The organism is Corynebacterium sp. S7 (genome assembly GCF_054401105.1).
Window position 1 is genome coordinate 1,902,333 of record NZ_CM136760.1, and the last position, 14,364, is coordinate 1,916,696.

A 14,364-nucleotide genomic window follows, 5' to 3' on the forward strand; every position below is an offset into this window, starting at 1 on the left:
TCACATAAACACGCATAAACAAAAGCGCCAGGGCCCAACCGGCCCCGGCGCTTTAGTACTTACTTCCCTTTACCCATTCGCTTCATGGCTTCATTGAAGTCGAGGTTGTCAAGGTCGATTCCTTCCATGCCCTTCGGCATCTGGCCACCACTTGGCAGGCCAGCCTGGCCACCCATTTGGTCTTGCATCTTCTGCAGCTCGGCCATGTCAGGCATACCCTGCATTCCCTGCGTACCAGCTGCTGGGCGTTTGCTCTTCACCGGTTTACGCTTACCATTTTTGCCCTTGCGGCCCTTGGGCTTCTTCTTTGTGGCGCTGCGCCCGCCCATGCCAGGCATTCCGCCCATGCCGAATTGGCCGGCCATCTTGCCCATCATTTTCTTGGCTTCAAAGAAGCGCTCGACAAGCTGGTTCACCTCGGAAACGGAGACACCGGAACCGGCGGCGATGCGCTTTCGTCGTGAAGCGTTCAAAATCTTTGGATCTTGGCGCTCGCCTGGAGTCATACCGCGGATGATGGCCTGGATGCGGTCGATCGACTTCTCGTCGACCATGTCGGCCATCTCGTTCATTTCCTTGCCACCGGGCATCATCTTGAGCAGATTGCCAATCGGGCCCATGCGACGAACCATCAGGAGCTGGTCCAAGAAGTCCTCGAGCGTGAGCTCGCCGGAGCCGATCTTCTTGGCTGCTTCCTCGGCCTTTTGCTGGTCCATGACGGACTCAGCTTTTTCGATCATGGAGAGCACATCGCCCATGCCGAGAATACGGCTGGCCATGCGGTCTGGGTGGAAGACGTCAAAGTCCTCGAGCTTCTCGCCGTTGGAGGCGAACATGATGGGCTTGCCGGTGACCTCACGAATCGACAGCGCGGCACCACCGCGGGCGTCGCCGTCAAGCTTGGTCAAAACAACGCCGGTGAAGTCCACGCCGTCGGCGAAGGCCTTGGCGGTGTTCACGGCATCCTGGCCGATCATGGCGTCAATAACAAAGAGCACTTCATCCGGATTGACTGCATCACGGATGTTGCGGGCCTGAGTCATCAGGGTTTCGTCGATGCCCAACCGGCCCGCGGTATCGATGATGACCACGTCGTGCTGGGTGCGCTTGGCTTCCTCAATACCGGCCTTGGCCACCTCAACAGGGTCTCCGTGGGAGGTACCCATCTCGTGGTCGTGGGAGTCCACGGACGTACCGGGATCCGGCGCGAAGGTTTTCACACCTGCGCGCTCGCCGACGATCTGGAGCTGCTGCACCGCACCTGGACGCTGCAGGTCACAGGCCACCAGCATCGGGGTGTGGCCCTCATCGGACAGGTGCTTGGCAAGCTTACCGGCAAGTGTGGTCTTACCAGCGCCTTGCAGACCAGCCAACATGATGACAGTTGGCGGGTTCTTGGCGTAGTTCAACCGGCGGGTTTCGCCACCGAGGATGTTGGTAAGCTCCTCGTTGACAATCTTGATCACCTGCTGAGCAGGGTTTAATGCCTCTGAGACGTCTGCGCCTTTGGCACGTTCTTTTACGCGCTTAATAAATTCACGGACGACGGGTAGGGAAACGTCAGCCTCGAGCAATGCGAGTCGGATTTCCCGGGCGGTGGCATCAATGTCTGCCTCGGTGAGCTTGCCCTTGCCGCGCAGCCCAGTGAGGGTTGATTGTAAGCGGTCGGACAGTGACTCGAACACGTTTCCACACTCCCTTATTTGCTAGTTACGAATGTACCTAGCCTAGCGCGTGACCTCTTTATAGGTCACATTCCGCTCTGCTTTACGACGAAAACCTCTCCCCTTCCTATACCTTGCGGAAAGGGGGAGGCCATTTCGTGTAATTTGAGGTGGCTTAGATCGCTTCGTCATCCTGCTCGCCGGTACGCACACGAATAACGTGTTCGACATTGGTGATCCAGATCTTACCGTCGCCGGTCTTACCCGTATGCGCTGCCGAAGTAATGGCGTTAACAGCCTCTTGCAGCATGTCGTCGTTGACTACTACTTCGATTTTCACTTTCGGGACGAATTCCGTGGTGTATTCGGCTCCGCGGTAAACCTCGGTGTGACCCGCCTGCTGGCCGAAACCTTGGGTTTCTGTGACGGTCATGCCTTTGATTCCGGCTGCAGAAAGTGCGTCTCGGACCTCAGAGAGCGTGAATGGCTTTACCACTGCGGTAATCAGTTTCATCGTGACTCCTTGCTTTCGCTGAACGGTTCAGGAATTTCTGTTCCTAGGCTTGTTTGCGGGCTCGTGTGCGGGCTTGTATGCGCCTGGGTGTGGGCAGTAAGGCCCGTTGGTCGAAGCTCGGTGCCGGAGATGTCATATGCCGTCTCACGGTGTTCCTCAAAGTCAATACCATTATATTCTGCTTCTTTGTCGATGCGCCAGCCTATGGTTGCCTTGATAATCAGGGCGATGATCAGGGTGACAATCGCGGTAAAGACCACGGCTACGACCGCAATGAGAATCTGCACGATCAGTAGTTTCCAGCCGTCGACGCCACCACCGGTGAAGATGCCACGATCAGTAGCTACCAAGGCCACTCCGATGGTGCCCCACAGGCCAGCAACGAGGTGGATACCCACCACGTCAAGGGAGTCGTCGTAACCAAAGCGGAATTTCAGCCCGACGCCTAGGCAGGCAAGGATGCCACCGATGAATCCGAGGATCAACGAGGTCATCGGAGTGAGGTCCCCGGCCGCCGGGGTGATGGTGACTAGACCTGCGACGAGACCCGAGGCAGCACCCAAGCTTGTGGCATGGCCGTCTCGGATCTTCTCAATAAGGAACCAGCCCAACATGGCCGCTGCCGCCGCGGCAGTGGTATTAATCCAAGCAAGTCCCGCAAGGCCGTCCGCAGCAAAGGCGGAACCGCCGTTGAAACCGAACCAACCAAACCACAGCAAGGCCGCACCAAGCATGACCAACGGCAGGTTGTGAGGCTTGCCGATATGTTGCGGGAAGCCCATTCGCTTGCCGACGACAAGCGCCAACACCAGGGCCGCTGTACCCGCTGAGATGTGAACGACTGTGCCACCTGCGAAGTCGATTGGAGCAACGAGTGCCTCGCCGTGTGCTGTGCCAAACATCCAGGCGGAAAGCCCAGTTGCGGAGTGCGAGAGTAAGCCGCCTCCCCACACCATGTGTGCAAGAGGGAAATACGCGAAGGTTGCCCAGGCACCCGCGAAGATCATCCATGCTGAGAACTTCACGCGTCCTGCCAGGGCACCGGAGATGATGGCAGTGGAAATGCATGCAAAGGTGAGCTGGAATCCAATGTCAATGACGTTTGGGTAGCCACTGGCCCCCTCAATGTAGTTGCCGTTTGCATCGACAATGGAGTTTTTCAGACCGAAGAATTCAAATGGGTTAGCGAAAATTCCCCAGATCGATTGGGTGCCGTAGGACATGGACCAGCCCCACAGCACATAGATCACAGACACGATTGCTAAGACGCCGAAGGACATCATCATCATGTTGAGTACGTTTCGGCGGGAGGTCATTCCGCCATAGAACAGGGCCAGACCCGGTGTCATCAGCAGGACCAAGGATGCAGAAATTAGCATCCAGGCCGAGTTACCTGATGCGGCCACGATTGCGTCGGTGGTCATCACGCGTCTCCTTGCGTTTTTATATGTTTTCTACTCCCAGTGAGTTTCTAACTGTCGGTCGATCGAATTTCGACTCCGTCTAACTATAGATCGATAGATAGAATATGGATATGCCTGAAAACAAACTGTGAATAATCGCACACACACCGCGCTACCGCTTACTGATCCAAGCCAGCAACACAAAAAGAGGATGCCCCACCTTGGGGTGGGGCATCCTCCTTTTAGCTTTCTTCTAGCTCTCTTCTGACTCTTTGTCGCTGCCGCTTTGACCAAGCAAAGCGTCAACGAAACCTTCCACCTCGAAAGGTGCCAGATCGTCAGCGCCCTCACCAAGGCCAACCAGCTTCACCGGCACACCGAGTTCTTCCTGCACTTGGAAGACGATGCCGCCCTTCGCCGTACCATCGAGCTTGGTCAGCACAACGCCAGTGATGTCTACAACGTCGCGGAACACGCGTGCCTGGGTAAGACCGTTTTGGCCAACGGTCGCATCCAGGACCAGAAGCACCTCGTCGACATGCGACTTCTTTTCCACCACGCGCTTAACCTTGCCCAACTGATCCATCAGACCGGTGGCGGTATGCAGGCGCCCTGCGGTATCAATCAGCACAACATCGGCTTGCTCTTCGACTCCCTTCGCTACAGCGTCGTAGGCCACCGATGCTGGGTCAGCGCCCTCTTCGCCACGAACGGTCTTGGCGCCAACGCGCTTGCCCCAGGTTTCCAACTGATCGGCAGCTGCAGCACGGAACGTATCTGCAGCACCAAACACGACCTTATGGCCCATCGAGACAAGCACGCGACCGAGCTTGCCCGTTGTGGTTGTCTTGCCCGTGCCATTAACACCGACGATGAGGATCACGGCCGGCTTACCATCGACAGGCATCGCCTTGATCGAGCGATCAAGATCCGGGCGGCCAGCCTCAATCAGGGTTTCACGCAGCATGGCACGCGCCTCGTCCTCGGAAGAGACACCGCGCTCAGCGATCTTGTCGCGCAAAGAATCGGTAACCTTCATGGTCAATTCGGCGCCCAGATCAGCCATGATCAAGGTGTCTTCGATTTCTTCCCAGGCATCGTCGTCGAGATCGCCGGCAGTCAGGATTCCCAGCAGGCCCTGACCGATGGCGTTTTGTGAACGCGAAAGGCGACCACGCAGACGGCCGATGCGCCCGGAAACCGGTTCGATCTCGTCGACAGGTGCTGCTGCAGGTTCCGGTTCACCTTCTGGAACGGGCGTTTCGACGAGCGCCTGGTCAGCGCCAGCTGCCGTGGCCTGCGCGACGTCGGCTGCCTCGCGGGCTTCCTCTTCTGGGGTTGGAGTCGCCTCCTCGATCTCGTCGATGTGCTCTATGGATTCATCCAACGTGGAGCTTGTTTCGGTCGCGGACTCAGGTTCTACGGACTCTGGTTCAGTTGCCGAACTATCTTCCTGAAAATCTTCAAGGACCTCATGAGCGCGCTCATGGGCTATCTCCTCGAAAACTGGAGCGTCTTCAACCTGTGGCTGCTGCTCTTCAGTCTGTGTGGCCTCGGGTGCAGCCTCGGGAGTTGCTTCAGGCGAAGCTTCTGCTGCAGGCTCGGGCGCAGCCTCAGGCGAAGGCTGCTTCTCGTCCTTCTTGCTCTGAGAATGCGTTGCCGCAGTTGCGCCAGCGATAACGGCACCGGTAGCACCGCCTATGATTGCTTGGGATGCACCAGAGATACGCTGAGATTCTTCGCTTGCATGAGGCTTCTTCGTTTCCTCAGCAGGCTTCGCCTCTTCAGCCTTCCCCTCTTCAGCCTTCGGCTCAGCAGGCTTCGGCTCAGCAGCCTTCGACTCAGCAGGCTTTGGCTCCGCAGGAGGTGCCACCTGTGGCTCTTTATTGAGAGGCTGGACTTCCTGTGGCGCAGATTCCTTGAGCGGCTCGCGCTGAAGTGGCTCGGGCTGCTTCTCGGGCGCAGTCGCAGGAGCAAAGTTGAAACCGCCCTTAGCCTGGTAGTTACCCGACTTCTCCTGCTGTGTCAGCTCCTTTGGCTGATCTTCGTCCTTCTTTTCAAAAGAAACGGTCTTCGACTTTTTCCGGTTATTGCCCACGACGATAATGCCCACGACGATGAGCAAAATAGCGACAATGGCAATAATAATCCAAAGCATGAGTGCATCCATGGATTCCATAGTGTCAGGAAATCCGCCATTTATCACCCTGAACGCGACAATTCAACCCGATTAATTGTCCAAAATTTCCTCAGATTCGCTCGAAGGCTCAGCCTCAGGAAGGTCCTCCGAAGCAGGGGCGCTGCCCGCGGGACTCATACGCTGCGAAATGACGCGGGTCACTCCGTCACCGCGCATCGTCACACCGTAGAGCACGTTGGCTACATCCATGGTCGGCTTCTGGTGGGTAATCACAATCAGCTGAGAGTCTTTTCGCAGTTCCTCAAACAGGGCGATCAAGCGACGCAGATTCACATCGTCGAGAGCAGCTTCCACCTCATCCATGACATAAAACGGCGAGGGGCGCGCCCGGAAAATTGCCACCAACAAAGCCAGCGCCGTTAGCGACTTCTCGCCACCTGAGAGCAAGGACAGACGCTTGACCTTCTTGCCCGGCGGACGCGCCTCAATCTCGATGCCCGTAGTCAGCATGTCGTCAGGATCGGTAAGTATCAACCGCCCTTCGCCACCGGGAAACAAGGTGTTGAACACCTTCGGGAACTCTGCTTCCACGTCATGCCACGCGTCGGTAAACAGCTGCAGGATCTGCGCGTCTACTTCAGTGATCACGCCGTTGAGATCCTTGCGCGCCTGCACCACATCGTCGAGCTGCGTAGATAAGAAGCTATAGCGCTCCTCCAGCGCCTTGTATTCCTCCAGCGCGAGAGGGTTGACTTTGCCCAGCGAGGCAAGATCCTTCTCAGCCTGCGTCAGTCGCTTCGATTCAGCGTCCTTATCAAAATCCTCTCCTGGGGTGTAGCCCTCCAGAAGGTCGCTGATGGCAATGCCGAGTTGCTCCGAGATCTTCGCCTCGGCCTCATCAATGCGCACTTGCGCCTGCGATCGAGCAATGTCAGAGGCATGCGCGTTATCGGTCAGGCGACCTAATTGCTGGCGCGCCGCATTCACTCGGTCCTTGGCCTGCGAGAGCTGGACCTGCAACGACTTGGCTTCGGCACCCAGCTTGTCTCGCGAGGCTGTGGCGCGGGCCAGGGCGTCGTCGATACGCGAAACAAGGTCTCGTGCATGCTTCGCCACGGTGTGTGCGAGCTCGATTTTCGCTTTACGACGAGCCACTGCTACCTCATGGCGGGCCTTCGCCTGGCGCTCATTCTCGGCTTGCCGGCGCAGCGCATCACCCTTGCCAGCGACCTGCTCCGCGTTTTGGGTGGCCGTCCGCGACTGCAGCGTGGCCTCCATCTCCATGGACTTGACCTGGTTCAATGCCGCCGAAGCCTCGTCGCGCTCGGCGGTGGATGGGTCGATGTGTTCCTCGGTGTCGTCGACGCGCGAGAGGCGATCGCGGATCTCGGCGAGCTCTTCGCGGCGACGATTCAACCGAGCCTCGGCAGAAGTTGCGCGCTCGGCGGCACGCTCATGTTCAGTCTTATTCGCCTCGTATTGTTTGCGTAGGCGCTGGTAATCGCGCGCCCATGCCTCGGCGTTGGTGTCGTGCTCGTTGAGCGCGGCCTTCGCCGCTGCCGCTGAAACGCGCGCATCTTCTGCAGCCAACTTCGCACCCTCGAGGGTGCCGGAGAGCTCCTCAAGCTGCTGCTTCGCGGCCACAAGTTCGGTTCGCGCGGCCTCGATCTGGGCTGATACCTCAACGGTTGTGGTCTGCCCGCGGCCTGCAGATACCCAGCCCTCGCCGACGAGGATTCCTTCAGGGGTAACCGCGCGCAGTCGCGGATCTTCCCTAACGGCTCCGCGTGCCGCTGCCAGGTCATCGGCGACGACAACGTCAACGAGCAGGCGCGCAACCGGGCCCGCAATCGCCGGATCGATGGTGACGTGATCCAGCAACCAGGTGGTTCCCGCAGGGATGGTGCCGTCGAGGCGCCAGTCACTTCCACGACCTGTGGCATCGACCACCACGGTGCGCGAGGCCTCGGTAAGTCGGTCGACCAGTTCGGGTGTGAGCTCACCGGTCAGTGCCTCGGCGTGTGCGCCTAGAGCAGCTGCCAGGGCCTTTTCTAAACCCTGATCAGCGCGGATCAGCCGGACCAGCGGGGAAAAATCATCGCCCAAAATCTCGGCTGCGGGGACGGTTGGGGCGGATTCTTCCAAAGTAGAAATCCGCGATTCCAGCGAGTACACGCTCCGCTCGCGTTCACGTTGCGCGTCGCGCAGCTGGTCCAGGCGCTTTTCAGCAGCTGAGGATTCCGTTGCGGCGCGCACATAGGCCTCGTCCAATGGATCGCGCACGGAATAGAGCTCCTCGAGGCGCTGGGACACTTCCTGGGCCTCACGGTCGGCGCTATTTGTGCGCGCGCGGGTTTCCTCCAACGTTTCGCTGATTCGCGCAATCTCGTCTTCGGCTGCCTGCACCGCCTGGGATTGGGAATCCTCCTGCGCCAGCAATCGGACAACACCTTCGCGCCTATCGGCAATCGCTCGCACCTGCGCCAAGTGCTCCGCGTCCGCAGCATCAGCCGCAGCCTGGCGCTGCGAGACCTCCTCGCGTATCGATTCCAAGCGCTCCGCCGCTTCTTCCGCAACCATCAAGGCTTCGGCGTATTGCTCGTCGGCAATCTCTGCTCGGGCAAGCAACTCGTCGGGGTCTTGGCCCGCAAAGGCGATCTCGGAGCCACCGTGCGAGGCGCGCTCCTGGGCAATGCGCACAGTGGCGCTGGTGCGCTCGGCCAACGTCGACAGGGAAAACCACTGCTGCTGGGCCTCTTCCGCCTGCGGAGCAACGATCGCCTGCGCGGACTCAATTTCCAATTGCTGCGCCGTGGCTTCCTCGAGCGTGGCGGTGACAGTCTCTACTTGTTCGGCGAGCAGCTCGGCGTTGCGCGTGGCGTCGTTAAGCTTTGCTCGCAGCGTAACCACCTGGTGACCTGCCAATTTCAGCCGAGCGTCGCGCAGCGTGGACTGCACCGTCGCGGCACGCTTGGCCGCCTCGACCTGGCGGGCCAGCGGTTTGAGCTGCTTGCCCAATTCCTCGGTGAGATCCTCTAGACGATTCAGATTAGCTTGCATCCCAGTGAGCTTGCGCTGCGCCTTTTCCTTGCGTCTGCGGTGCTTGAGCACGCCCGCAGCTTCCTCGATATATGCGCGGCGCTCCTCAGGGCGCGAATCTAGAATCTCAGAGAGCTTGCCCTGGCCAACAATGACGTGCATTTCGCGGCCGATACCGGAATCAGAGAGCAGCTCCTGAATATCCATCAACCGGGCCTTGGAGCCGTTGATCTCGTATTCGCTGGCACCGTCGCGGAACATGCGGCGCGTAATAGCCACTTCCGTGAAATCAATGGGCAGGTGGCCATCGGAATTATCAAAGGTCAACGTCACTTCCGCGCGACCGAGTGGCTTCTTATCCCCCGCCCCGGCGAAAATCACGTCCTGCATTTTACCGCCGCGCAGGGTCTTGGCGCCTTGCTCGCCCATCACCCAGGCAAGCGCATCCACCACATTTGACTTGCCTGAACCATTCGGGCCGACTACAGCACAAATGCCTGGTTCAAATTTCATCGTCGTCGCGGACGCGAAAGACTTAAAGCCCTTGAGCGTCAACGATTTTAGGTGCACCGCTGCATCCTAACATTTAGCGAGTATCAAACCCGGATTCTCCACGCGGGTCCGAGTACAACGAAACTACCGTATCCACGTGTCCGGGTCTGCCCGTTGTGGTTGGTTTTTCTTCCAAAAGCACAAGAAGCTTCGCGACGAGCGCCTCATCTCCTTCAGCAACCACTTCCACCCTGCCATCGCTCAGGTTGGATGCATGCCCACTGAGTCCCAGCTGCAGTGCTTGGGAGCGAGTCCACCACCGAAAGCCCACGCCTTGCACTCGGCCGTGGACAAAAGCTGTCAACCGGGTATCTGCCATAGGGCCCTAGTCTAGTTAATGCCTAGTAAAAATTGTAAGGGTTTGGTTGCTGTGCGTAGGCGCTATAGGACGGGGTCTTGTAAGGTGCCAAATCTTCGCGGGCAGGAACGAATAGCCGGACAAGTTTTTCAATGCCTAGGTCGAAGACGTAGAGCACCGCGATAACGGCCGCGATGCCCAAAGCGAGGAGAACGATGGTTGTGAGAGTACCCATGGCTCGCATATTAACCCCCGAGGGTATGTTCCACAATCCCCTAACAGTGACTGGTAATAACCAGGACTAGACCTGGCACGTCGGGCAGAAATAACTCGAGCGCCCGTTGACCTTTGTGCGGGTGATCAGGCTTCCACACCGTGCACAGGGTTTATCCTCACGTCCGTAGGCGTTGAGCGAACGCGCAAAGTAGCCACTGGCACCATTGACATTGACGTAGAGCGAGTCGAAGCTGGTCCCTCCCTGCTCTAAGGCGCGCGCCATCACATCATGGGATTCTTCGAGCAGCTTCACGCCGTCTTTTTGGCGCAGGCTCTTTGCCTTCCTCGTGGGTTTAATCTCCGCAGCCCACATCGCCTCGTCGGCGTAAATCGAGCCAATTCCAGAGACAATCCCCTGATCCAACAACACGGTCTTGACCGCCGAGTTTTTCTTCCGCATCGCTCGCGAGACCTCTACAGAATCGAAAGATTCCTCGAAGGGATCTGCTGCAATATGGGCCATCGTGGCAGGTATCCCCGCCTCGTCGAGAGAGGTGTAGTGCCAGTACCCAAAGGTGCGCTGATCCACAAACGCCAGCTCGACATCGCCAAGGTCGGCTCGGATTCTCAGGTGCGAGCTGGTTACTTCGCCGTGCGGCCCGACCAGCATCTGCCCACTCATGCGCAGATGAATGACCAGGGCAAAGCCATCCGAGAGCTCGAACCAGAGGTACTTGCCTCGACGGCGCACAGCCTCAATGCTCAGACCAGGCAAAACAGACTCGAGGTCCACATCGTTGCCACGGGCAGCACGCGGGTGCAGCACCTCAACGGAGCGAAACGTTGCGCCACAGACGTGTTCTTCTAATCCGCGGCGCACCACTTCTACTTCTGGCAGCTCGGGCACTTAGGCCTTCCCTGCAACAGTTTCTGGGTGATCGTGCAAAAGTTTCACAGCCTCGCGGGCCGCTTCCTGCTCGGCGATCTTCTTGTTCGGACCAGTACCTTTGCCCCGTGACACACCATCGACCAAAACATCGGCGGTGTAGAGCAACGCATGCTCGGGACCCTCAGAGGTTGCCTCATACACGGCAGCAGGTGCCTTCAACTCGGCCAAGCGCTCCTGCAGGACAGTCTTCCAGTCCTGGTGGCGACCTGTTGCAGTAGCGGTACGCAACTTCTCATCAAAAAGGCGCAAAATGACATCGCGCGCCGGTTCGAAACCATGCTGGCGGTAGAGCGCGCCGAAGAGAGCCTCGGTGGTATCTGCCAGGATGGAATCCTTATTGCGACCATCGGTGACAAGTTCGCCGCGGCCTAACAGAATGTGCTCGCCAAGATTGATCTCGCGGGCGATATCGGACAAACCGTAGCGCGAAACAATGGAGGCACGCATCTTCGAAATGTCAGATTCCGGCCGCGAGGGATACAACTCGTAGAGCTTGTTTGCCACAGTCAAGCCAAGTACCGCGTCGCCTAAGAATTCCAGGCGTTCGTTATTCGGCAGATGACCGTGTTCGTTGGCGAAGCTGCGGTGAGTCAAAGCGAGGCGCAGGTAATCGTCGTCAAGCGTAATGCCCAAAGACTTAAGTAGTGGGGTGTGGTCGACCGCCGAAAAGGCTTGATCCCAGGCCTCCTCGCCGGTGATTTTATTCTTCTTGGTGCGACTCACAGGAATTTCTCCAAGCCTGACCAGCGTGGATCGGTGCGCTCTTCCTCGCCCGAAACACCATCGGGTTCGGGTACGTCGGATTCATCGCTCTTGCACGAGGGCTGGCAGGTCGGATTGAACGGCAAGCTCAAGCCAGCCTCGTCAACGAAGGACTGCTCAAGATCGACCTTGTCGTCCGAGCTGACGTGCAAAATCTCGTCGCCGGAGCCCTTATCTTCATCGTCTTCCGGGTCGCCGGTGATGAAATCATCATCGTAGGAAAAGACCTGGCTAATGGTGATGGACTCCGTCGGGTGCAGCGGAGCTAGGCAGCGCACGCATTCGCCGTCCAGCACCGCCGTAGCGGTAGCGTCAACGAGCACGCCAGAACCCAGTGGGGTGATGGTGGCCTCGATAGAGACCTCCCCGCCCTCGGGAATAGCAATCATCTCGGGCCCGATCCGGGACGGGGAAGGTCCGACTTGCTGCCGGACTTGCGGCATTCCATCGCCGCGCATTACGTCGCCGACGTAGAAAACAAAAGGATTAGTAGCCATAACAAGTCGCTATCCTACCCGGTAGAGCAACTTAGGAGTAGTCGCCCGTTTGGTCCGTCCGCGGGCGACGTGTGCGCTCGGTACGGTTCGGACGATCGTAACGATTCGACGTTGACTCGCCGTACTCGCGCTGAGTGCCGGAAACGCCGGCACCTCGTCGTAAAGCACCGCGATCGCGGGTCACCGTACGCAATATGCCCGACAGGGATTCCTCGAATCCGCCCAGCTTGGAATCGACGAATTCGTCGGCCTCGGTGCGCAGACGATTCGACTCGGCATGTGCCGTTTCGACGAGGCGATTAGCCTCCTCGTCAGCGCGACGCACAACCTCCGACTCGCTGACCAGGCGTTCCTGCTCCGCAAGTCCCTCGGCCACGGCGCGCTCGTAGGAATCGTTGGCATCCTGGGTCAGACGATCCGCCTCGTCCTGGGCACGGCGCACCATCGTGTCCGACTCATTGCGGGCATTATCAACCAGGTCGTTCGCCTCAGCCTCGGCGTTCGACACAGTGGAGGTAGCGCGCTGCTGAGCTTCACGCAGAATTTCGTCGGCCTCGGCCTGGGCAGACGCGAGAATGCTATCCGCTTCCTTTTCAGCGTCCGCGATCAAATTATCGGCACGGTCCTGGGCGCCGTGCAGAATCTCATCCTGCTTGTCCAGCACGTCTTGTGCGTCATCGACTTCGACGGGAAGCGCGTTTCGGACATCGTCGAGAAGCGCGAGCACGTCATGGCGCGGGACCATACAGTTCGAGGTCATCGGCACGCCATATGCCTGTTCAACGGTTTGGTTCAATTCATCAAGTGCTTCGAAGACACGGTACATGATTCTCAGGGTACTTGTCTGCGCGAGTCAACGGGAAAATTGTGGGGGTGTGTCTTTTCGCATTGCTTTACGACGAATCCCCGGCGCACACCTGAAGCGGGTGTGCACCGGGGAATTCAGCGTGCAAGCTACGGCTTAGATCTTAGATCTTAGATAACGCCCTGTGCGAGCATTGCGTCCGCAACCTTCTTGAAGCCGGCAATGTTAGCGCCGACGACGTAATCACCTTCGCGGTCATATTCCTTTGAAGTGCTGTCACAGCGCTGGAAAATGTTCGACATGATCTTGTGCAGGCGCTGGTCGGTGTACTCGAAGGTCCATGCGTCACGCGAAGCGTTCTGCTGCATTTCCAGTGCGGAGGTAGCAACGCCACCAGCGTTTGCAGCCTTGCCCGGCGCGAAGTTGACCTTGTTCTTGCGGAATACCTCGACGGCTTCTGGGGTAGAAGGCATGTTTGCGCCCTCAGCGACGTACTTGATGCCGTTGTCCACCAGCATCTGAGCCTGTTCACCGTTGAGCTCGTTCTGGGTTGCACACGGAAGCGCAACATCAGCCTTGAGCGACCAAATGGTGCCCTCAGTGTGCAAGGTGGCGCCGGTGGTTTCGTTGACGTAGGCGGTGACGCGCTCGCGACGGTTTTCCTTCACGTCCTTGAGCAGCTCCACGTCCACGCCGTTCGGGGTTTCTACCCAACCGGAAGAATCGGAGAAGCCCACAACGGTAGCGCCCATTTCCTGAGCCTTCTCGATGGCGTAGATTGCAACGTTGCCCGAGCCCGAGACGATGACCTTTGCGCCGTCCAGGGAGTCATTGTGTGCGCGCATCATCTCATCGGTGAAGTACACGGTGCCGTAGCCGGTAGCCTCGGTGCGCACCAAAGAGCCGCCCCAAGTCAGGCCCTTGCCGGTGAGAACACCGGACTCGTGGCGGTTGGTCAGGCGGCGGTACTGGCCGAAGAGGTAGCCGATCTCGCGGCCGCCCACGCCGATGTCACCGGCTGGCACGTCAACGTACTGGCCGATGTGGCGGTAGAGCTCAGTCATGAACGACTGGCAGAAGCGCATGATTTCAGCATCGGAGCGACCCTTAGGATCGAAGTCCGAGCCACCCTTGCCGCCACCGATTGGCAGGCCGGTCAGGGAGTTCTTGAAAATCTGCTCAAAACCAAGGAACTTGATGATGCCCAAGTTGACCGATGGGTGGAAACGCAGGCCACCCTTGTATGGGCCAAGAGCCGAGTTGAACTGGACACGGAAGCCACGGTTAACGTGAACGTTTCCATTGTCCGAAACCCAAGGGATACGGAAGATGACCTGACGCTCTGGCTCGCAGAGACGCTGAATCAAACCGTAGTCGGCGTAGTGGGGGTCCTTTTCTAGGACAATCTTCAGGGAATCAAGCACCTCAGCAACTGCTTGGTGAAACTCTGGTTCCCCGGCGTTGCGCTTAAGCAGTTTGCTGTAATAACCAGAAACCAGTTCTTCTGTCGACGACGTCATTGGGT

General features: G+C 58.4%; 12 protein-coding genes. All 12 read right to left on the reverse strand.

The annotated features are described in order from the left end of the window. Positions 1-59: 59 nt before the first annotated feature. On the reverse strand, positions 60-1,685 hold the full coding sequence (gene ffh / locus ACXZ66_RS09105; RefSeq protein WP_458748268.1) for a signal recognition particle protein: 1,626 nt from the start codon (positions 1,683-1,685) through the stop codon (positions 60-62). Positions 1,686-1,839: 154 nt separating this feature from the next. Beyond that, positions 1,840-2,178 carry a P-II family nitrogen regulator gene (locus ACXZ66_RS09110; protein ID WP_458748270.1) on the reverse strand — a complete coding sequence of 113 codons (339 nt, stop codon included), beginning with the start codon at positions 2,176-2,178 and terminating at the stop codon, positions 1,840-1,842. Beyond that, positions 2,175-3,602, reverse strand: a complete 1,428-nt coding sequence (locus ACXZ66_RS09115; protein WP_458748271.1) for an ammonium transporter — start codon at positions 3,600-3,602, stop codon at positions 2,175-2,177. The genes ACXZ66_RS09110 and ACXZ66_RS09115 overlap by 4 nt, the downstream gene beginning before the upstream one ends. A 232-nt stretch (positions 3,603-3,834) precedes the next feature. Then, positions 3,835-5,739, reverse strand: coding sequence for a signal recognition particle-docking protein FtsY (ftsY, locus tag ACXZ66_RS09120; RefSeq protein WP_458748272.1), 1,905 nt, complete (start codon positions 5,737-5,739; stop codon positions 3,835-3,837). Positions 5,740-5,811: 72 nt separating this feature from the next. Beyond that, positions 5,812-9,330 (reverse strand): chromosome segregation protein SMC, encoded by a 3,519-nt coding sequence (gene smc, locus ACXZ66_RS09125; protein WP_458748273.1) that lies wholly within the window; start codon positions 9,328-9,330, stop codon positions 5,812-5,814. 16 nt (positions 9,331-9,346) lie between these two features. Next, the gene (locus ACXZ66_RS09130) at positions 9,347-9,631 is read right to left on the reverse strand and encodes an acylphosphatase (protein ID WP_458748274.1); all 285 of its coding nucleotides are present in this window, start codon (positions 9,629-9,631) and stop codon (positions 9,347-9,349) included. Between the two features lie 22 nt (positions 9,632-9,653). Further along, entirely contained in the window at positions 9,654-9,845 is a 192-nt protein-coding gene (locus ACXZ66_RS09135) for a hypothetical protein (RefSeq protein ID WP_458748275.1), read from the reverse strand. Between the two features lie 66 nt (positions 9,846-9,911). Beyond that, positions 9,912-10,733, reverse strand: a complete 822-nt coding sequence (gene mutM / locus ACXZ66_RS09140; protein ID WP_458748277.1) for a bifunctional DNA-formamidopyrimidine glycosylase/DNA-(apurinic or apyrimidinic site) lyase — start codon at positions 10,731-10,733, stop codon at positions 9,912-9,914. After that, positions 10,734-11,498 (reverse strand): ribonuclease III, encoded by a 765-nt coding sequence (gene rnc, locus ACXZ66_RS09145; RefSeq protein ID WP_458748278.1) that lies wholly within the window; start codon positions 11,496-11,498, stop codon positions 10,734-10,736. Further along, positions 11,495-12,034: a YceD family protein gene (locus ACXZ66_RS09150; protein WP_458748280.1), complete on the reverse strand. Its 540-nt coding sequence runs from the start codon at positions 12,032-12,034 to the stop codon at positions 11,495-11,497. Before ACXZ66_RS09150 ends, rnc begins: the two co-directional genes overlap by 4 nt. Before the next feature lie 31 nt (positions 12,035-12,065). Then, positions 12,066-12,860: a DivIVA domain-containing protein gene (locus ACXZ66_RS09155; protein WP_458748281.1), complete on the reverse strand. Its 795-nt coding sequence runs from the start codon at positions 12,858-12,860 to the stop codon at positions 12,066-12,068. 149 nt (positions 12,861-13,009) lie between these two features. Then, positions 13,010-14,359, reverse strand: a complete 1,350-nt coding sequence (gene gdhA / locus ACXZ66_RS09160; RefSeq protein WP_458748283.1) for an NADP-specific glutamate dehydrogenase — start codon at positions 14,357-14,359, stop codon at positions 13,010-13,012. Positions 14,360-14,364 lie beyond the last annotated feature (5 nt).

What these genes read in the sequence shown, in the direction of transcription:
- gdhA (WP_458748283.1), bottom strand. Translation starts at nt 14,359, where the DNA reads ATGACGTCGTCGACAGAAGAACTGGTTTCTGGTTATTACAGCAAACTG.
- ACXZ66_RS09135 (WP_458748275.1), bottom strand. Translation starts at nt 9,845, where the DNA reads ATGGGTACTCTCACAACCATCGTTCTCCTCGCTTTGGGCATCGCGGCC.
- ftsY (WP_458748272.1), bottom strand. Translation starts at nt 5,739, where the DNA reads ATGCTTTGGATTATTATTGCCATTGTCGCTATTTTGCTCATCGTCGTG.
- ACXZ66_RS09115 (WP_458748271.1), bottom strand. Translation starts at nt 3,602, where the DNA reads ATGACCACCGACGCAATCGTGGCCGCATCAGGTAACTCGGCCTGGATG.
- ACXZ66_RS09110 (WP_458748270.1), bottom strand. Translation starts at nt 2,178, where the DNA reads ATGAAACTGATTACCGCAGTGGTAAAGCCATTCACGCTCTCTGAGGTC.
- ACXZ66_RS09150 (WP_458748280.1), bottom strand. Translation starts at nt 12,034, where the DNA reads ATGGCTACTAATCCTTTTGTTTTCTACGTCGGCGACGTAATGCGCGGC.
- ACXZ66_RS09155 (WP_458748281.1), bottom strand. Translation starts at nt 12,860, where the DNA reads ATGTACCGTGTCTTCGAAGCACTTGATGAATTGAACCAAACCGTTGAA.
- ACXZ66_RS09130 (WP_458748274.1), bottom strand. Translation starts at nt 9,631, where the DNA reads ATGGCAGATACCCGGTTGACAGCTTTTGTCCACGGCCGAGTGCAAGGC.